This is a genomic window from Pseudomonas sp. MWU12-2345 (assembly GCF_023242385.1).
In the GTDB taxonomy this organism is placed as follows: domain Bacteria; phylum Pseudomonadota; class Gammaproteobacteria; order Pseudomonadales; family Pseudomonadaceae; genus Aquipseudomonas; species Aquipseudomonas gingeri_D.
Genome location: NZ_JALLJA010000003.1, coordinates 44916 through 63499 on the forward strand (window position 1 = coordinate 44916; position 18584 = coordinate 63499).

The 18584-nt window shown below is 62.3% G+C and carries 14 protein-coding genes; 4 read left to right on the top strand and 10 right to left on the bottom strand.

Annotation, left to right across the window (positions count from 1 at the left end):
• Positions 1-13: 13 nt before the first annotated feature.
• Positions 14-1042 carry an Ldh family oxidoreductase gene (locus M5C71_RS08655; RefSeq protein ID WP_248767634.1) on the top strand — a complete coding sequence of 343 codons (1029 nt, stop codon included), beginning with the start codon at positions 14-16 and terminating at the stop codon, positions 1040-1042.
• Positions 1043-1090: 48 nt separating this feature from the next.
• Here the strand turns inward: M5C71_RS08655 and M5C71_RS08660 are convergent, their stop codons facing one another.
• From M5C71_RS08660 to M5C71_RS08675, 4 genes are all read right to left on the bottom strand, one after another.
• On the bottom strand, positions 1091-1954 hold the full coding sequence (locus M5C71_RS08660) for a hypothetical protein (RefSeq protein ID WP_218171321.1): 864 nt from the start codon (positions 1952-1954) through the stop codon (positions 1091-1093).
• A 44-nt stretch (positions 1955-1998) separates the two neighbouring features.
• Complete coding sequence (locus M5C71_RS08665) at positions 1999-6258, bottom strand: DUF6543 domain-containing protein (protein ID WP_248767635.1); 4260 nt, start codon at positions 6256-6258, stop codon at positions 1999-2001.
• 102 nt (positions 6259-6360) lie between these two features.
• Entirely contained in the window at positions 6361-11547 is a 5187-nt protein-coding gene (locus M5C71_RS08670) for a hypothetical protein (RefSeq protein WP_248767636.1), read from the bottom strand.
• Between the two features lie 165 nt (positions 11548-11712).
• The gene (locus tag M5C71_RS08675) at positions 11713-12033 is read right to left on the bottom strand and encodes a DUF883 family protein (RefSeq protein WP_177101587.1); all 321 of its coding nucleotides are present in this window, start codon (positions 12031-12033) and stop codon (positions 11713-11715) included.
• 166 nt (positions 12034-12199) lie between these two features.
• Here M5C71_RS08675 and M5C71_RS08680 point away from each other — a divergent pair, with 166 nt between their 5' ends.
• Positions 12200-12454 carry a hypothetical protein gene (locus M5C71_RS08680; RefSeq protein WP_100940670.1) on the top strand — a complete coding sequence of 85 codons (255 nt, stop codon included), beginning with the start codon at positions 12200-12202 and terminating at the stop codon, positions 12452-12454.
• Positions 12455-12463: 9 nt separating this feature from the next.
• On the opposite strand, the gene M5C71_RS08685 is transcribed toward M5C71_RS08680, so the two are convergent.
• Positions 12464-12946 (bottom strand): GreA/GreB family elongation factor, encoded by a 483-nt coding sequence (locus M5C71_RS08685; protein ID WP_248767753.1) that lies wholly within the window; start codon positions 12944-12946, stop codon positions 12464-12466.
• A 14-nt stretch (positions 12947-12960) separates the two neighbouring features.
• Positions 12961-13380 carry a hypothetical protein gene (locus M5C71_RS08690; protein ID WP_103497314.1) on the bottom strand — a complete coding sequence of 140 codons (420 nt, stop codon included), beginning with the start codon at positions 13378-13380 and terminating at the stop codon, positions 12961-12963.
• A gap of 127 nt (positions 13381-13507) precedes the next feature.
• Between M5C71_RS08690 and earP the strand changes: the two genes are divergently transcribed.
• A complete protein-coding gene (gene earP, locus M5C71_RS08695; RefSeq protein WP_152737048.1) occupies positions 13508-14641 on the top strand; it encodes an elongation factor P maturation arginine rhamnosyltransferase EarP in 1134 nt (377 codons plus the stop codon).
• A 48-nt stretch (positions 14642-14689) separates the two neighbouring features.
• Positions 14690-15259: an elongation factor P gene (locus M5C71_RS08700; RefSeq protein WP_100940667.1), complete on the top strand. Its 570-nt coding sequence runs from the start codon at positions 14690-14692 to the stop codon at positions 15257-15259.
• 80 nt (positions 15260-15339) lie between these two features.
• Here the strand turns inward: M5C71_RS08700 and M5C71_RS08705 are convergent, their stop codons facing one another.
• The 4 genes from M5C71_RS08705 to M5C71_RS08720 form a co-directional block, all read right to left on the bottom strand.
• Positions 15340-16350 carry an alpha/beta hydrolase gene (locus tag M5C71_RS08705; RefSeq protein WP_248767637.1) on the bottom strand — a complete coding sequence of 337 codons (1011 nt, stop codon included), beginning with the start codon at positions 16348-16350 and terminating at the stop codon, positions 15340-15342.
• A gap of 26 nt (positions 16351-16376) precedes the next feature.
• Positions 16377-16796: an organic hydroperoxide resistance protein gene (locus tag M5C71_RS08710; RefSeq protein ID WP_103499663.1), complete on the bottom strand. Its 420-nt coding sequence runs from the start codon at positions 16794-16796 to the stop codon at positions 16377-16379.
• Positions 16797-17071: 275 nt separating this feature from the next.
• Positions 17072-17524, bottom strand: a complete 453-nt coding sequence (locus tag M5C71_RS08715) for a MarR family transcriptional regulator (protein WP_103499664.1) — start codon at positions 17522-17524, stop codon at positions 17072-17074.
• A gap of 73 nt (positions 17525-17597) precedes the next feature.
• Positions 17598-18554: a LysR family transcriptional regulator gene (locus M5C71_RS08720; protein ID WP_248745651.1), complete on the bottom strand. Its 957-nt coding sequence runs from the start codon at positions 18552-18554 to the stop codon at positions 17598-17600.
• Positions 18555-18584: the final 30 nt, after the last annotated feature.

Genomic DNA, 18584 nt, shown 5'->3' on the forward strand with positions numbered 1-18584 from the left:
ATCGGAGCTTCGGATGTCTGTACCCAGCGAGACGGCTACTCAAACGATTTCCTACAGCGATCTGGTGGCATTGCTCGCCCAGGTCTTTCAGCGCCATGGCACCTCGGCGGAAGTCGCCCGGGTCCTGGCCGAGAACTGCGCCAGCGCCGAGCGCGATGGCGCCCACAGTCACGGTATCTTCCGGATTCCCGGGTATGTCTCCACCCTCGCCAGCGGCTGGGTGGATGGCAAAGCCATTCCCCGGGTTGAAGATGTCGCCTCCGGCTTTGTCCGGGTCGATGCCGCCAATGGTTTCGCCCAGCCAGCCCTGGCCGCCGCCCGCGGGTTGTTGCTGGAGAAGGCCCGCAGTGCCGGGATCGCTGTGCTGGCGATCCGCAATTCCCATCACTTCGCCGCGCTCTGGCCGGATGTCGAGCCCTTTGCCTACGAGGGGCTGGTGGCCCTGAGCGTGGTCAACAGCATGACCTGCGTGGTGCCCCATGGCGCCGAGCGCCCGCTGTTCGGGACCAACCCGATCGCCTTCGCCGCGCCGCGGGCCGGTGGCGATCCGATCGTCTTTGACCTCGCCACCAGCGCCATGGCCCATGGCGATGTGCAGATTGCCGCCCGCGAGGGCCGCAGCCTGCCGCCCGGCATGGGCGTGGACCGCGACGGTCAGCCGACCTGCGACCCCAAGGCGATCCTCGACGGCGGCGCGCTGCTGCCGTTCGGCGGCCACAAGGGTTCGGCGTTGTCGATGATGGTCGAGCTGCTGGCGGCGGCCCTGACCGGCGGCAATTTTTCCTTCGAGTTCGACTGGTCGAAACATCCCGGCGCCAAGACTCCCTGGACCGGGCAGTTGATCATTGTCATCGACCCGGCCAAATCGGCGGGGCAGGACTTCGCCGAGCGCGCCCGGACGCTGGTCAGCCAGATGCAGGGGGTCGGCCAGCAGCGGTTGCCGGGAGATCGGCGTCACCAGCAGCGGGCCGAGTCGCTACGCGACGGGATCGTCCTGGCCGAGCACGATCTGCAACAGTTGCGTGCACTGGCCGAGCAGTAAGCGTTGCGCCTGGGATGGGAACATTCCAGGTGCGGGGTGGACCCCCGTCTAGTACTGAGGATGGTACTCGGGCGGTCTGCCCAGGTGAGCGAGCAACAATGCCAGTGAGTCGGCGTTGTTCAGCATGACATCCATTCTTTTGTTCTCGTCCGAGAAGAACACTCTGCGGGCCTCATCCAGGTTTTGCGTCCCGGTGAGTTGCAACACCCGCTGGAAAGGTTTGCCCACCACGTCGTACCAGTGCAGGTCGTAATCGTCGCGCTCCCTGAATAATTCGTTGGAGGGAGTGCGGTTGGAGAACGCATGCTGCTGGATGTGTTCCAGGTCGTCATGACGAAGCCTTCCCAGCAGCGATCGGGTATCCAGCAGATCGACGAAGGGCCGGCTCGACTCCAGATAGGCGAGGTCGATCGTGTCGAGCACCAGATGGCTGGTTTCATGCAACAGGACCGTGGCCATGTTGTGACCCAGCATGTCGAAGGCCCTGGAGCGCAGGGGCAGGTAGGGTTCGAAGCCGGGATCGAAGAAACGCTCGGTGAAATAGATTCTCCTGGTCGCGTCCTTGGGCAAGGTGAATGCCTGGATACCGTGCTCCGGGTGCAGGGCCGAGCCCACGATATAGCGTGACGAGGTCTCGGGGTTGAGCGATGGCTTGAGCAGTTCCCCGAGCAGCATGTCCGCGCGGAATTTGATTTTCTGGATCGTGCTTTCACTCACTGAAGCGATATCGAAGAATTTTTCCACGAACTGACGGCGTTTCCGATCCAGGGGCGCCTCGGAAAAAAGCCTGTCCATGTTTTTTTGGGTATCTGCCAGATAGGCCACTGCTTGTTCATGGGCATGGCGGATCATACGTGCCCGGTTGGGATAGAGCCGGCGAATGCTGTCAATCCCGATCGCCTGCACGCGCATTTCCTCGCGGATCGCTCTTCGGTTCAGGCAAGAGTCGAATAGTTTCATTGCGACAGCCCTTCCAGACAGTGTTCTTGCAGGTTGAATGACCACTGTTTGTACGGGTTCTGTTGCAACCAGGGGCCCCGAGCCTGTTCCTTGACGATGCGCCAGCGCCGATTGTCTTCCTGGACCTGAAAGACTTTTCCGCCGACCGCCGCGAAGGTCTTGCCGGTCGCGGTATCCCGATACAGGCCGGTGGCCAGATCCGGGGTCATGTCCGCCAAGGCAACCTCATGGGCTTCATGGCCGAGGATCGCGGCCTTTTGTCCGGGCGTCAGGCGGGCGTCGCCCCAGGCCGGGTCGGCAAAGGGCGATTCGATGAGCGCTTCGGTTTCTGTTGGCATGGGGCCGGTCAGGCTCGATCGGCTCCAGCCGCGGCGTGCCACTGCCAGTTGCGCCAGGCCGATGACGAACTCCTCGATCGCCTCGCCCCAGCGGCCCTGCCAGGCCTTTTGCGTCGCATCCTTGAGCTGCGGGAGGGTTTGCCAGATAAGCAGTGGCAAGCGCAACCGCCCGAGCATGAACATCGCGCCCTGGTAAAGCCCCGCCTTGAGCCAGGACAGGACATTGCTCCAGGCCGAGTGCTGGTCTTGTACGTTCTGCCTGCCGAGCATGTTCTTGAGTAGCGCGGTGGTGTCCTGATAGAGCCGCTGGAAGAAATTGCCGCGCAGCGGATTGTCGCTGATCCCCAGGGGCCTAAGCTGTGCGCCGAACACCTGTTGTGCGTAATGGGCGCGCCGCTCATGGGCCAGTCTTTCAAGGACTCGCTGTTGCAGGCTGTCCGAGTCCTTGAGGTCGGTCAGCAAGGCGGCTTCATCGGTGTATTCCTGGAAAATCGGCAGCGGCCCCTGTGGGCTGAGCAGAATTCGCGGGCCGCGTTCGGCGGATTTGGGACCGATCAGATAGAAACCGGGCACGGGGTCGGCTTTCGCCTGGGCGCCGCTGATCAATTCCAGCGGGCGAACGTCGATGCTCTGTCCGTTCAGGGGTTTCCTGGCAAGACCGTCCGGCATCGCCAGCAGGTGCTTGATGTAGCCGTGGGCGGTGGCGGACAGGCTGTTGCCGATGACCTGGGTGAAGGCGTGCAGCAGGCTTTGCCAGAAAAAGTGTTTTTGAAAAGCGCGCTGGCGTTGTGCGCTGCCACTTTCGCTGGCCGACAGATAGGAGTCGAGCAGGTTTGCATAGTGGCTGCCCACGGCGGCCTCTTTCACCAGGCTCTTGAGGCGGTCGCCGGTCAGGCCCTCGGGCAGCCAGCCCGTCGGAGTGCTGGCGACGATCGAGCTTTGGTCGATGTGGTCGAAGTGCCGCAGGGCGAAGTCGGTCAGCGATTCACGGATGATCTCGGTCGCATTGCGTAGCGTCAGCGAGACGTTGATCTTGTCGGGGTCGAGGCGGGCCGCCGGAAAGTCCCGGGACAGCAGGCTCATGACCTTGGTCCTGGCATTGTCGCGGATATCGGGAATGTCCTGGTGGTAGTCCCCCGTCGTCGCGGCATCCTGGCGATAGCGGTCGAGCAGGCTCGCCAGGGCGAACTGCCGGCTGTCGCTGGCGTCCGCCAACCAGGTTGGCAGCGCCAGGTGCAGGGTGGCGTTCTGCGCGGCCTGGATGGCCTTCTCAAGAGTCGGAACCGTCGAGTGGGCATCAAGGCAGGACTGCAGGTGCTGGTGAAAGTGCTCGCCCGAGTAAGGGGATGCCACGGCATGCGCGAGATCGCCCATCACCTTGTCCACCAGCGAGTTTTGTCGATTGCCGCGGAAACCGTTGTGAATGAGTTCAAAGCCCAGGGCCGGATAAGCCCGGTGATTGGTGTGGTGGTTCTGGGGCAGGGGCAAATGGGCCGGTTGTTCGCTGCGGGCGATATTCTCCAGCAGGGACAGACGTTCCACGGGGTCATGCAGGCGCCGTTGCAGTTCGACTTCGGCGGCGTGAAAGGAGTGAAAGGTTTCTGCCCCCTGAACCGGGGTCCATAGCTGCACCGCCCCGGAATGCTCGTTGTCCAGGCCGCCGCGTTCGGTCAGCAGGTAGCAGTTGCGCAGTTTGATCGGCGCGGCCGCCCCGTCAGTCTTGAGCGTCAGCTCGAAGGCATCCGGAATGAAGCCGCGCAAGCCCGGACGCTGGTCCCGTCGATGGCTGTCGAGCAGGTTGTCGAGCACCTCCAGGTCGGTTTCTCTCAAGGTATTCTGCAGCGCCTTGAACTGCGCTTCGCGGCGCAACCCACTGGTGACGGCCTCGCTCAAGCGTTCGGACAGCTCGCTGTACACCGAGCGCTGCTGGCGCAGATAGTGCCCGAGAAAATCCGGCAGGACCTTCTCGACGATCGTGTTGAGCCGCGTGATGTCCAGGTCGGAAACCCGTGCCCAGTGACCCTCGCTATCCTTGCTGAACAGTCCGCTGTGGGCGGTCTTTACCAGCGCGCCGGAGTGCTGGGTCAGACGTTCGAGAAAGTGTTCCACCAGGCTTTGTGAGCTACTCGGCAGCAGCGTCGTATCGCCGAGGGTCGGAAGGGCGGACGTATACTGATTGATGTAGAGATTGCCGGGTGACAGGTTACCTCGATGGACGAGGTTCAGTTCCCTGGACAGCTCGCTTTGGATGAAGTCCTTGAGGGACGGACGCTTTTTCAGGACTTCGGCGATACTCTCCTTGAGTTCGCTCAGGGTTTTCAGCTGGTATCTGACGGTGTCCAGCACGGGCGTCAATACCCGTCGCGAGCCCGGTGTGACGAACCTCTCGCTGGGAGAGAGATCCAGGCGATGGCTCCATCGACCCAGGGGGGCGAGCGCAACCAATCGCGGGTCGATCAAGGCGCGGACATCCAGTGCCCGTTCGAACGCCGCGGCGAGGGCCAGCGCGCCGTTGCTGCTGCGATAGCGTGCGAGCACATACGCCACGTTATCCAGTTGTTTGGCGACGACGCTATTGAACAGCGCCTCGAAGACCTCCGGGTTGCCCACTGTCAGTGCGATATCGAGGGGCTGCGAATCTTTCAGGTCGGCGCGTTCGCGCAGTGACAGGCCATGACGCAGGTCATTGCCGTGGTCCGGGTCTTGAAGCAGGGGCTTGACCGAGGCCAGCAGTGAACTCTCGCTTTCGAAGGCCAACAGTCGACCGGCGGCATAACAGAAAAAAGCCGGGTGTTGCTGGCGGTCGCTGCGTACGACAAAGGCATTGGCCAATGCGCCGGTGAGCCGGCTGGTTTTCACGCTCAGGGTGTAGGGCGTCAGTTCGTGCAGTCTTGAAGCCTCCAGGGGGTAGAACCCGCACAGCGGGTAGTAGTCCTCGGGACTGAGGGTATTCCAGTCCTGTTCCTGCTGGAGCAGCTCGGCCCGAAAGCGCGTACCCATGGCATCGATAAACAGTTCCTGGCGTGGTTGCCCGTTGTCGAGGGGCTCTTTCCAGAAGTCTCGCAGTGTGCTTTCCAGATGGCTGTACAACTGGCCGGAGAGACTCGCCAGTGCTGCTTCCCAAACGACGGTATCCGTCGCCGAGGAGGAGTAGCCGGGGGCGACGAATTCGCGGCTTTGCCCTTCGGGCCAGACACCCCGGTTGTAGTGTTCCAGCAAGGTTTCGCTGAGCTGTCGTGTGGAGAGCTGTTGGAGGGGGAGCGTCGCCGTGCCGTCGCCGGAGAGGGGGGTGGCGTAGCTGATCACCCTCAGGGCCGTCAGGTTGACGTGGGGGAAGTGCCGGCCCAGATGGTTCTCGAACAGTCGGTTGAGCAGGGACTTGAGTGTCGGCAACCTGAGCAATTCGTCATGCAGATTCTTCAGGCTGTAGTCGAGGCAGGTTTCGATGGACTGGCGTCGATCGACCAGTACGACACCCCGGATCGGTTCCGAGACCAGGATGGGCGGCGGCTCGAAGCGAATGGCCGCCTTGATCCTGAGTGCGACGAAGCGTAGCAGTTCGTCGCGCTGCGGGGGCAGGCCCAGGCGTTCGAGCAGTTTTTTCAGCGCCAGCTCGCGATGATCGAAGGGCTCCAGGCCGAACCCCGGGGTACAGAGGAACACCCGCTGCCCCCGAGGGCCGCTGACCAGAAAGGCTCCGGCCAGCTCGGTCGCCGGAGAGCCTTGGGCGACGATGAAGAGTTTATCGACGGACATCGGGGTATCGAGTGCCTGGCGGGCATCCTGGCTGGCCAGGAACAGGTTGCGCAACCAGTTGCGCTCAGTGGTTCCGATCCGCAAGGATATTTCCAGCGCGCTGGGGGTATCACGCAGTTCCATGGCCTGGGACAAATAATAGACAGGGGGATGGTCGGACATAGGCTGTGCCTTCGTTCGTGTTGACGAGGGGCGAGGCCCGCCGGGGCGGGGCATCGCGCTTGAAGGACATCAACGCTACAGGGGGCGGCCCGACAGGCTGCATTAGATAGTGCTGGTGGGGGTGGGCGCTTGCCCAGGCTGGGGTGCCCCTGTGAAAATCGGATAGAACTCCGTGGGGCGCCCCAGGTAGCTGATAAGCAGCGCCAGGGAGTCCGCGTTGGCCAGGATGACATCGATTCTCCGGGCTTCGTCGTCCTGGAATTTTCGCCGGGCGTCTTGCAGATGGCGGCTGCGGGTCAGTTCCAGAACCCGCTTGTACGGGTCATCTTCGATATCGTGCCATGTGCCGGTGACCCGGTCTTCAACCCTGAACAAGTGCTCGCTGGGTGTGCGTGCGGAGAGTGCCTTTTCCTGCAACTCCTTCAATTCCTGGAGTCGTTCACGCGCCTCGCTTGTGCTGTTGTCGAGCAGGTCGTGGAAGGGGCGGAAGGAATCCAGGTAGGCGATGTCCACGGTATTGAGGACGATATGGCTGAACTCATGAAGGAAGATGGTCGCCATGTTGTGCAACACGCTGTTGAAGGTCCTGGGTCGGATGGGCTCATAGACCTTCAATTCGGGCTCGAAGAACAGCTCATTCAAATAGATTTTACGGGTGCGGTCGCAGGTCACCACGAAGGCCGGGCACCTGCGCTCAGGTATCCGGGCGGCACCGATTACATAGAGGTCCGAGAGATCGGGGGAGCGTTCCGGGGACAGCAGCTCCAGAAGCAGCTTGTCGAGCATTCTGATGATTCTGTTGTTCAGGCCCCGGCTGATGCTCTTGAGGCCGAAGAGTTCCTGGAGGTAAAGCTGTCGCTGGCTGTCGAGTCGAGTGCCGGATGCCAGCGATTTCAAGCGTTGCCTGGCGTTACTCAGGTAGGTGACGGCCAATGCATGGGCCTGTTTGATTTGTCGGGCCTTGTCCGGATAAAGGTGTTTGATCGATTTCATGCCCGCCGCCAGTACCTTGACTTCACGGTTCACGGTCTGCCGGGTGGTGATACGGTCCAGCAGGCGATTACCATCCCCGCCTCCCAGCAAGCGCCCCTTGAGGTCCATCTCCCACTGGCCTTGGGTGTCTTTTCGCAGCCACGGTCCGGGTTCCTGGTCGGTCACGATCCGCCAGCGCCGGTCCTCGGACCGCACCTGGAACACCCGTCCGCGTACGGCTGCGTAACGGCGATTTGTGCTTGGGTCGGTATAGATGCCCAGGGCGGCGTCATGCTCCAGATCGCTCAAGGCAATATCCCGGGCTTCGTAGCCGAGCAGGCGGTTTTGCTGTTCCCGGGTCAGGTGCATGTCTCCCCAGGCAGGCCAGCGTGGAAACGCTGACTCGACCGGGGTTTCTGGCGGGGCGGGTGTCTGCGCGGGTTTCGGCCATTCGACGAGAGCGCTGGCAGTCGGGGCTTTACGGGCCAATGCCAGTTGCGCCAGGGCGCCAGTGAATTCTTCCATCGCCAATGCCCAGCGACCTTGCCAGGCATTGTCCATGGCGTCCTTGAAGCGCGGCAGGGTTTGCCAGATCACCCAGGGCATGCGCAAGCGGCCGAGCATGAGGCGGGTGTCCTGGTGCAACTGATTCCCGAGCAGGTGAACCACCGTGCTCCAGGCCGACTGCTGCCCCTGGGTACCTTGTAGTCCCAATTGCTCTTTCAACAGGGCGGTCATGTCGTTGTATAACTGGTTGAGGAAATGACCCTTGATGATGTTCCAGGTAGCGCTGACGGTCTGGGTACTGAAAACCTGTTCGCTGTAGAGCGGGCGCACGGTACTGGAAAGCCTGCCGAGCACGAGTTGTCGCAAGGGGCCGGGACGACCCAGTTCGCTTATGAGCAGCGATTCGTTGCCGTACTCGCGAAAGACCGGTTGTTCGCCATACGGGCTGAAGAGCAGCAGGGGCCCCTGGGTATCGGAGCGTCCGATCAGATACAGGCCCAGGGCCCGGTCCGCGCTCGCCCGGGCCTGGCGCAGCAGTTCCAGTGGGCGTGCGACGATGTCGCTGCCGGCGAGGGGGAGTCGGGCCACGCCGTCGGGCATGCCCAGCAGATGCGTGATAAAGCCGTGGGCCTGGGCGCAAATCGATCGTTGCAGGTACTGGCGCAGGGCATGTTCGAGGCTTTGCCAGATCAGGTGCGGGGTGAACAGGGCTCGGCGCTCGGGCACCCGGTTCTCGCCGTGGGACAGATGGGACTCCAGCAGTGCCGCGTAATGCGTGCCGATCTGCGCTTCCTTGATCAGGGCATTGAGGCGCGCAACCGTCAAATCATCCGGAAGTTTGTGGGCGTCTATCAGTGTCGCCGAAGCCCCGTCGATTTCGTCGAAATGGCGCAGGGCGTAGTCCGTCAGGGGCTGCGTGCTGCTGCGTACCGAGAGGTGCACGTCATCCGGACTCAAGCCTGATGTCGGAAAGTCGCGAATCAGCAGGCTGCCGATCTTTGTCCGGGCGAAGTGCCGGATGTCGGGGATGTCGTGATGGTAATCGAGAGGGGCATCGATGTGTTGTCGGTGCTGGTCCAATAATTCGGCCAGGGTCAGTTGCTCGTCGGCTCGGGCACTCGCCAGCCAGGCGGGCAGCGCGCTATGGAAGCGGGCGTGCCGTGTCGCTGCGAGGGCTTTTTCCAGGGGCGCCAGCAAGGCGTGTCGTAGCAGGCAGGATTGCACGTGGCCTTGCAGTCCGGCGGCCGGCAGTTGCGCTGAGGCCGCCACGGCGATGTCTCCCAGAGCCTTCTCGACCAGGGAGTGGATTCGGTCGTTCAGGAAGTTGTTGCGGGTACGTTCGAAGCCGATGCTGATGCCATTGAGCTGATGATCCGCCGAGAGCGGCGCGGGGGGCGGGGCGGCTATCAGGTTTTCCAACAGGGACAGACGTTGCTCCGGGGCGTGCAAGCGTCGGTTGAGCTCGGCTTCGGCCCTGTGCAATGAGTCGAATGCTTCGAGTCCACCGGCCGGCGTCCAGAACAGTGCTCTTCCGGAATTGAGCGGATCCAGCCCGCCACGCTCGGTGATCAGGAAACAGTTGAACAGCGTGTGGGGCTGCAGCGACTGCCCGGTGGTTTTCAGCGTGAGACCGAAAGCATCCGGGATAAACCCCCGCAAGCCTTTGCGCCGTGCGCTGTCCGGGCTGTCGAGGACCGTTTCAAGCAGTTCCCGGGCGCTGTCATCCAGTGTTCCAGTCAGCACCCGTTGCCGTGCTTCGTGGCGCAGCCCCTGCTCCAGGGCCTTGCCGATCAGGGGGCTGAGTTGTGAATAGATCGCTCGATGCTGGTGCAGGAAACGTGGCAGGAAATCCACCAGCGCGGCGTCGACGAACTCGTTGGCGGTGGCCATGTCCAGGTTGGCAATCCTTGACCAATAACCGTCCTCGCCGCGACTGAACAGGCCGCTGTCGATACGCTCTGTCAGTGGCAGGACCAGGCCGACCGAGCGCTCCAGCAGATGTTTGGCCAGGCTGATCGAGGTGCTCGGCTGGAGTGCCTGCTGCTGGTCGGAGGCGCTCTCGTACTGGTTGAGGTAAATGTTCGTCGCGTCCAGGTCTGTCCGCTTTGCGTTGAGCAACTCATCGTGCAGCGAGCTTTGCGCAAAAGTCAGGAGATCCGGACGTTTGGCCAGTTCGTTGGCGAGACGGAATTTCAAGGTGTTGAGCGTGTGCCACTGTTCACTGGCGCTGGCCGGCGTCGTGATCGGGGGCTGGGTCGACGGCTGGGCATGGGCGTCCGCTGACAGATCGAGGCGGATGCTCCAGCGCTCACGGGTATTGATCGACAACAGTTTGCTGTTGATCATCGCGCGTATGTCCAGGGCTGCCTCGAAGGCCGCGGGGAGATTCAGTTGCCCGTTGCTCCTGTTGTAGCGAGCCAGGACGTATTCGATGTTCTCCCGTTGTTTGGCGATGATCGATTCCAACCCGTTTTCGAAGAGCGGCTGCGCGAGGGGGTCCAGTTCCGTGGTCAACGTGGGGTATTGCTGTAGATCGGTGAACTCCGTCAGCGAAAGGGTTTCCAAGAGTTCGCCACTGCGTTGGCTGCCGCGCAGCTCATGCAGGAGCCAGTTGTCCAGGGCATTCTGGCCGTTGAGTTCGACAAGCCGGCCGAAGGCATAGACAAACAGCGAGCCTGGGCTGACGGACCCGTCGCTGACCAGGAACGCATTGGCGAGTGCGGCCTGGGAAGGCTTGGTGGTTCTGTAGCCGAGGCTCTTGATCTGGGTCCGTGGCAATCGGGCCGGCCTGTGGGGATAGAGCCCGGCCAGCCAGTACTGCGTTCGGGAACCGATGCTGTCCCATTGCAACTGTTTGATCAGTTCGGTTCGCCAGCAGGTGCCCATGACCTCGGCAAAAAAAGATCGGCGTGAGTAGCCGTTGTCCATCTTCTCGTTCCAGTAGCTTTCCAGCTCGTTTTGCAAGCGGATCCTCAGGCTGCCGGAGATTTTCGCGAGTGCCCCTTCCCAGGCCTCGACATCCGCCGGCACCGCGTTGTAGCCGGGGGCGACGAAGGCGCGGCGCTGGTCGGCGGGCCAGGCCCCGGCGCGATAGTGCGCCAGCAGCGCATCGCTCAGCGAGTGAGTCGCGGCGGGCGGGTGTTTCGGTTTGCTGTCGTCATCGTTGTCGTTTCGGCCATCGCTCACATAGCTGATCATCCTGACGGTCGTCAGGTTGACGTTGGCAAAGCGTCGATCCAGTTCATCGCCGAGCATTTTGTCGAGCAGCGCGGCGAGGCTGGGCAGCTTGAGCAATTCCTCGCCCAAGGCCTCCAGGTTGAGCCTCTCATGGAGATCGATTGAGCGACGCCGGTCGAGGAACACCGCGCCTTCGATGGGTTCTGTCTTGACTTGCAGATCAGCGCCGAACTGGATTCGGCTCTTGATATCGAGGAACACGAAGCGCAGCAGTTCGTCGCGCCGGGTCTTGTCGCTCAGGCGCTCGAGCACGCTTTCAAGGGCGGCGGCTTGTGTGTCGAAATGCTCCAGGCCGAATCCCGGCGTATACAGATACGCGCAGTCCCGGGTGCCGGGCCTCATCAGGAAGGCCCCCACCAGCTCCACCAGTGTCACACCGTAGGCGCTGAGCAGGATTTTTTCGACAGTCATTGGATCTTCGAGCGCCTGGCGGGCGTCCTGGTTGGGAAGCAGGATGTTCTTCAACCAGAGTCGGTCTGCCTGGGTGATGTTGCGCGCGCTTTCCCGCTCATTGGGTGCGTCGCGTGCTTCCAGGGCTTCGGAGAACTCGTAGGGATATGAATCGAGGGTCATGGCGTTTGCCTTCGTACGTACTGACGAATCGCGGGGCGCTGGCAGGCCAGGCTTCGCGGAGAATGGCAAAAACGCTATCGGGTGGCGGGCAGATGGGGTGGTAGATAGTGCTTCGGGGGCCGCGTCCCTTGCCGGGCGGCAAGGGCGCGTTCAAACAGCGACCGATCAGTGACGACGGCCCAGCAGCAGGCCGACCACCAGGCCGAAGCCGGCGGAAATCGCCACGGTCTGCCATGGGTGCCCGCCGATGTAGGTTTCGGTCGCCTCGACCACCGGCTTGGTGCTGTCACGCACATGGCTCACGGAGTCCAGCGCCTGCTTGAGCTTGTGGCTGATCTGGGTACGCAGGTTCTCGCCTTCCTCGCCCACCAGCGAGGCGCTTTCCTTCAGCAGTTTTTCCGAGTCCTGGATCAGCGCTTGCAGCTCGCTGAAGGCCTGGTCCTTGATCTGGTCTTCGGCGGCTTGTACGGTGGATTTGCGGGCCATGATGATCTTCCTTTCAAGAGAATGATGGGACTCACCCTGTGAGTCGATTGTGCCGGTGAAAGTTGCAAATTTTTCAACCGTGGCCCTGGGGCGAAACAAAATCCACGGCAGGATATTTCCATCGACGGTGTAAGATATGCCTCTATTTACACCGCAGGATTTTCCAATGAGCTTCAATCTGGCTAACAAGTCCCTGGCTGAGCGTGCCGCCCTCGAGGACGAAAAGTCCCGGCTGTTCGATCTCTGGCAGAGCAACCTGGGCAAGGCCAAGGGCGAGGCCGCGCGCCTGTTCGGCGAGCGCGCCAAGCGCAAGGGCAAGTGGGCGGAGTGGGTGCGTTCGGAACTCGACACCCTGTCGCCGCCGGAATACACCAGCATGGTCCGCAGTGAGGTCAATCGCCTGATGGCGGCGGCCAAGTAAACGCAGGCCTCACTCCACTCGGATGATGCTGTAGCGCTGGGTCACACCGCCGACCTTGATCGTCACCTCGTCGCCGTCCTGCTTGCCCAGCAGAGCGCCGCCCAAGGGCGAGCGCGGGCTGATCACGGTGATCAACTGGCCGGCTTCCTCGACCTTGAGACCGGCGGCATCGGGTGCCAGGAACAGCCATTGTTCGCTGCCGTTCTCGGCCTCGAGTGCCAGCAGGGTGCCGAGCTGGATACCGGTTTGCGGGTCATACGGGCGCGGGATCAATTCCCGGCAGCGCTTGAGGGCCTGGCGGATTTCCTCCATGCGCCGGGCTTGTCCGGTGGCCAGGTATGAGGCTTCCAGGCCCAGGGTGTCGTACTTGTTCTCGGCGACGTTTTCTTCGTGGGTCGCGGTTTCGTAGGCGGTTTGTGCCGCGCGCTGCAAGACGTCGAGGTCGATGTCCAGCAGATCCAGGAGCCGTTGATGCACGGCGTGCTTGTCCATCACGGTGATGTCGCTCAATTGCAGAACTGCAGCACGTTGGCGCGGCTCTTGTCAGTGGGCGCGGTCTGGTCCTGTTGCAGCCAGAACTGGCACTTGGGGTTGGACAGGTTGCGGTAGCTGCTGCGGGCCTGTTCCAGGCGCTGCTGTTCTTCATTCTTGGAGAGGTTCTGCTTGTACTGCTCGAACATCTGCGTCGAATCGCCGCCGCTTTGTGGCGCCGGGGTGCTGCTGACAGCGGGAGCCGGGTTGCTCAGTTGGCGGGCGGCCTCGGCCAGCGGTGCCAGGGGCTGCGGGACAAAGATCCGTGCCACCACCCAGGCCGTCAGGGCCAGGGCCATGACGCCCAGCCAGATGCCCAGGGCGATACTGGCGGTCAATTGCAGTGGGTTGAGGGTGACATAAAGGGGGCGGCGCGCTTGTCGGCGGTAAGGCATGGTGACCTCCTGGCAGGGCGATTCGGAGCAAAGGATCATTGTCGCATATGAAGATTAATCGACATCGGCTCTTCTGCGCGCACGGATTTATGCGGACAATCGGTACTTTTGCCAAACGGAGCCCGGAATGAAGGCCACCTGGGATATTTTCTGCACGGTTGTGGATAACTTCGGCGATATCGGGGTGACCTGGCGCCTGGCCCGGCAGCTGGCTGCCGAACACGACTGTGCCGTGCGGCTGTGGGTCGATGATCTGCGAGCCTTCGAGCATCTGTGCCCGGCGATTGATGTCGGGCTCGAGCGGCAGTCGCAGCGTGGGGTCGAGGTCTGCCGTTGGTCGGCGCCCTGGTTGCCCGTGCCGGCGGCCGATGTGGTGATCGGCGCCTTTGCCTGTGGATTGCCCCATGAGTACATGGAAGCCATGGCGGCCCGGGACAAGGTGCCGTTATGGCTCAATCTCGACTACCTGAGCGCCGAGGACTGGATCGTCGGCTGCCACGGACTGCCGTCGGTCAAGTTCAAGCAGGTGCAGAAATTCTTCTTCTTCCCGGGCTTCCAGGCCGGAACGGGTGGCCTGCTGCGGGAAGCCGGTTTGCTGGAGCAGCGTCGGGCTTTTGTCCAGGATCCGCGGGCGCGTGGCGATTTCCTCCATGGACTCGGCGTTGAACCGACAGACGGTGCACGGCTTATCTCGCTGTTCGCCTATGAAAACGCGAGCCTGGCCAGTTGGCTCGATGCCCTGGCGGCGGATACCCGGCCGACGCAGTTGCTGGTGCCGGTGGGACGTATCCTGGCCGATGTCCAGCGTTGGCTGGGGACCGAGGGCCTGGCGGTGGGGGCCCGGGAAGTCCGTGGCCAACTGACGGTGCAGGTGTTGCCGTTCGTCCCCCAGGAGGATTACGACCGCCTGCTGTGGAGTTGCGATTTCAACGCGGTGCGCGGCGAAGACTCGTTCGTGCGGGCGCAATGGGCGGGCAGGCCGTTGCTCTGGCACATCTATCGCCAGGAGGATGACGTTCACCTGGACAAGCTGGAGGCCTTTCTCGGGTTGTACACCCAGGGCTTGTCAGCACCGGCCAAAGCGGCGTTCGAGGGCTGGTGGCGGGCCTGGAATACACCGGGCGACATGGCATCGGCCTGGAAAACGCTGCTGGAACACGAGCGGGAGTTGGCCGAACACGCCGAGCGCTGGTGTCTGGAACAGGCTTCGCGGCCCGATCTTGCCACGGCGCTGGTGAAGCTTTACCTAAATTGGATATGATACGCGGCCTAGATTTATGTACATCCCATCCAAATTCGGATATTCGCAATGAAAACTGGTAAAGAACTGAAACCCGGGACCGTGATCCGTCTCGAAAACGATCCTTGGCTGGTTCAGAAAGCTGAATTCACCAAATCCGGTCGTAACAGCGCAATCATGAAGACCAAGCTGAAGAACCTGCTGACCGGTTACAAGACCGAGATCGTCTACAGCGCCGATGACAAACTGGACGACGTGATCCTCGACCGCAAAGAAGCGACCCTGTCCTTCATCAGCGGCGACTCCTACACGTTCATGGACACCTCCGACTACACCATGTACGAGCTGAACGCCGAAGACATCGAGGCTGTTCTGCCATTCGTGGAAGAAGGCATGACCGACGTCTGCGAAGCCGTGTTCTTCGAAGACCGCCTGGTTTCCGTAGAACTGCCGACCACCATCGTGCGCCAGGTCGACTACACCGAAGGTTCGGCTCGCGGTGACACTTCCGGCAAGGTGATGAAGCCTGCCAAACTGAAGAACGGTACCGAACTGTCGGTAGCTGACTTCATCGAAATCGGCGACATGATCGAGATCGATACCCGTGAAGGCGGTTCCTACAAAGGCCGTGCTAAATAAGCACTGCTTTTCGCCGCACGAACAAAAAAGCCCGGACATGCGCCGGGCTTTTTTGTGTCTACTTGTTTCTAGGGTGGGGCTTATTTCAGGTGTTCCTTCAGTTCCTGCGAAGCCTGCAGTATGGCCGAACGTACTTCCGGCACCTGGCTGACCACATTGAGCAAGCCGAAGTCGTGGATCATGCCGTTGTAACGCACGCTGGTCACTGGCACGCCGGCCTCATCCAGCTTGCGTCCGTAGGCCTCGCCTTCGTCACGCAGCACATCGGCGCCGGCGGTCTGGATCAGCGCGGGCGGCAGGCCCTTGAGCTGGTCCGTGGTCGCGCGCAGCGGTGAGGCATAGATCTCGCCGCGTTGCTTGGCATCGGTGGTGTAGTTGTCCCAGAACCATTTCATCATGTTCTTGCTGAGGAAGTGCCCCTCGGCGTACTGGTTGTAGGACGCGGTCTCGAAATTGGCATCGGTCACCGGCCACAGCAGCAGCTGGAACTTGATCGCCGGGGTGCCCTTGTCCTTGGCCATCAGGCTGACCACCGCCGCCATATTGCCGCCGACGCTGTTGCCGGCCACGGCCAGGCGCTTGCCGTCGACATTGATCTCCTTGCCGTGTTCCGCCACCCATTTCGTCGCGGCGTAGGCCTGGTTGATCGCCACCGGGTAGTGGGCTTCCGGGGACGGCGTGTAGTTGACGAACACCGCCGCCGCACCCGAGCCGACCACCAGGTCACGGACCAGCCGCTCGTGGGTCGGGAAATCCCCCAGGACCCAGCCGCCACCGTGGAAGAACATGAACACCGGCAGCGTGCCCTTGACCCCGGCCGGGCGGACGATGGTCAGCTCCAGCGGCTTGCCGTCGACCTGGATGGTCTTCTGGCTGACATCGGCGCGGGGCAGGTTCAGCTTGACCCCCGACTGTGCCCCGGACAGCACGGCGCGTGCTTCCGTCGGCGTCATCTGTTCCATCGGCTTGCCGCCGCCGCTGTTCAAGGCATTGAGAAACGCCTGGGTGTTGTGCTCGACATCACCGGCGAAGGCGCCCTGGACGGACAGCGCGAGCAGGGTACCGGTCAGGACTTTGCTGAAAGTGTTCATGTTCGGATCCTTGAGTGGCGAAGTGGTTAGACGGTGACGTGCAGGCGGACGTCGACGTTGCCACGGGTGGCGTTGGAGTACGGGCAGACCTGGTGGGCGGCATCGACCAGGCTCTGGGCTTCGGCTTGTTCCAGGCCGGGCAGACTGATGTGCAGGTCGATGTCCAGGCCGAAACCACCGGGGATCTGGCCGATGCCGACATGGGCGGTGATCGCGGCATCGGCCGGGATCTGGCGCTTGCTCTGGCTGGCGACGAATTTCAGGGCGCCGATGAAGCAGGCCGAGTAACCGGCGGCGAACAGTTGTTCCGGGTTGGTCGCCGCGCCGCCGGCACCGCCGAGTTCTTTCGGGGTGGCGAGCTTGACGTCGAGGATCTGGTCGCTGGAAACAGCACGGCCGTCACGGCCACCGGTGGAGGTTGCGATTGCGGTATAGAGCGTTTGCATGATGAGCCTCGTCGTTTCAGGGTTGTGTGTTGTGCGCTAATTGTTTGCGCGTTAATTAAGTGCGAGGTAAATGTATATCGCAAATATCTTGCGCGCAAGATAAATTTTCAAAAAAGACAGGGTTCGATTTTTTGGGGCTGGATCAGGGAGGGAGACTAACGGTAACCGCGAGGGGTTTCGGCGAGCCGGATCGCTCCTGTGGCTAGGAGCGATCCGGCTTTTTTGTAGGAGCCGGCTTGCCGGCGATCAGCGCGAAGCGCTGAAAAGGGGCGGGGTCAGAGGCTGTCTTGCAGGTGCCCGCGCAAGGCCACCAACTCGGCCTGAAGGGCGCGCAGGCGTTCCAGGGAATCGCCGCTGGCGGCGAGAATGCACTGCGGGATACCCCGGGCCTGCTCGCGCAAGGCCCGGCCCTGTTCGGTCAACTCGACGATCACCACGCGCTCGTCCTCCTTGCTCCGGGTCCGGCTCAACAGCCCCTCGCTTTCGAGGCGCTTGAGCAGGGGGGTCAGGGAGCCCGGATCGGTCAGCAGGCGCGTGCTTATCTCGCCCACGGTCAGGCCGTCCTTTTCCCAGAGCACCATCATTGCCAGGTATTGCGGGTAGGTCAGGTTGAGGGCCTGGAGCAGGGGTTTGTAGACCTTGGTCATCAACAACGAGGTGGAGTGCAGGGCAAAGCACACCTGGTTGTCGAGGAGCAGGTCGTCACAGTTGTCGCGGTTGCTGGTCATCACTAAAGCCTTGTGCGTTACGTTCGATGAATCTAGCGGTCGAATCTTTAATGCGCCAGAGAATTTTCCCAGCCTAGTGTCGTCCCAGGCCGCTTTGCAGGGCCAGGTCCCAAGGCGGTACGGGGCTGAAGCGGCCCTTGAGGAACTCCAGCAGCAAGCGGCTGCGGGAGTTGGCCGGTTGTTCCAGGCGCAGGGCATAGACCCCGGAGCTCTCTGGCGCCGGCAGGCCGTTTTCGCAGAACAGCGGCAGCAGTTCGCCGCGCAGCAGGTATTCGCTGACCAGCCAGGTCGGCAAATGGGCGATGCCCAGGCCGGCCAGGGCTCCGGACAGCAGCGCCTCGGCGTTGTTCGAGGTCATGCGCACACGCGCCGGGCGGTGCAGTTGCATCTGTCCGTCCTGCACAAAGCGCCAGGCCATGAACGGGGCCAGGGCATCCCAGTCCAGGCCGTCATGTTCGCTCAACGCGCCCGGATGAGTCGGCGTGCCGCGATTTTTCAGGTAGGCGGGGCTGGCACAGGCGATCCGCACGATGCTCGCCAAGGGCGTCGCCACCAGCCGGGTATCGGCCATTTGCCCGGCGCGCAGCACCAGGTCGACCTTGCCCAGGTTGGAGCCCTGCATGTCGACGAAACTGTCGATCAGGTGCAACTGCACATCCAGGCCCGGGTAACCGGTAAGGAAGTCGGCAATCGCCGGTGCCAGGTGGCGGCGACCGAAAGCCGCGGGCGCATCGACCCGGATCAGCCCCTCGGGGGCGTTGCTCAGGGACACGGCCTCGGCCCGGGCCAGGCGCAGTTCGGCAACGATCCGCCGGGCCCGTTCGGCGAACGCCAGGCCGGCGGGCGTGGCCCGGACCGCATGGGTGCTGCGGATAAACAGGCGGCTGCCGACCGAGTTTTCCAGGCTGTCGATCCGTCGCGCCACGGCGGATGGGGTCAGCGGATGGAGGCGGGAGGCGGCGGAAAAACTGCCGGTTTCCAGGACATCAAGAAACAGGCCGAGCTGATCGGTCAGTGCCGTGGGATTCATAAATGGTTGCTTGTGCGAAGTTGGCATAGC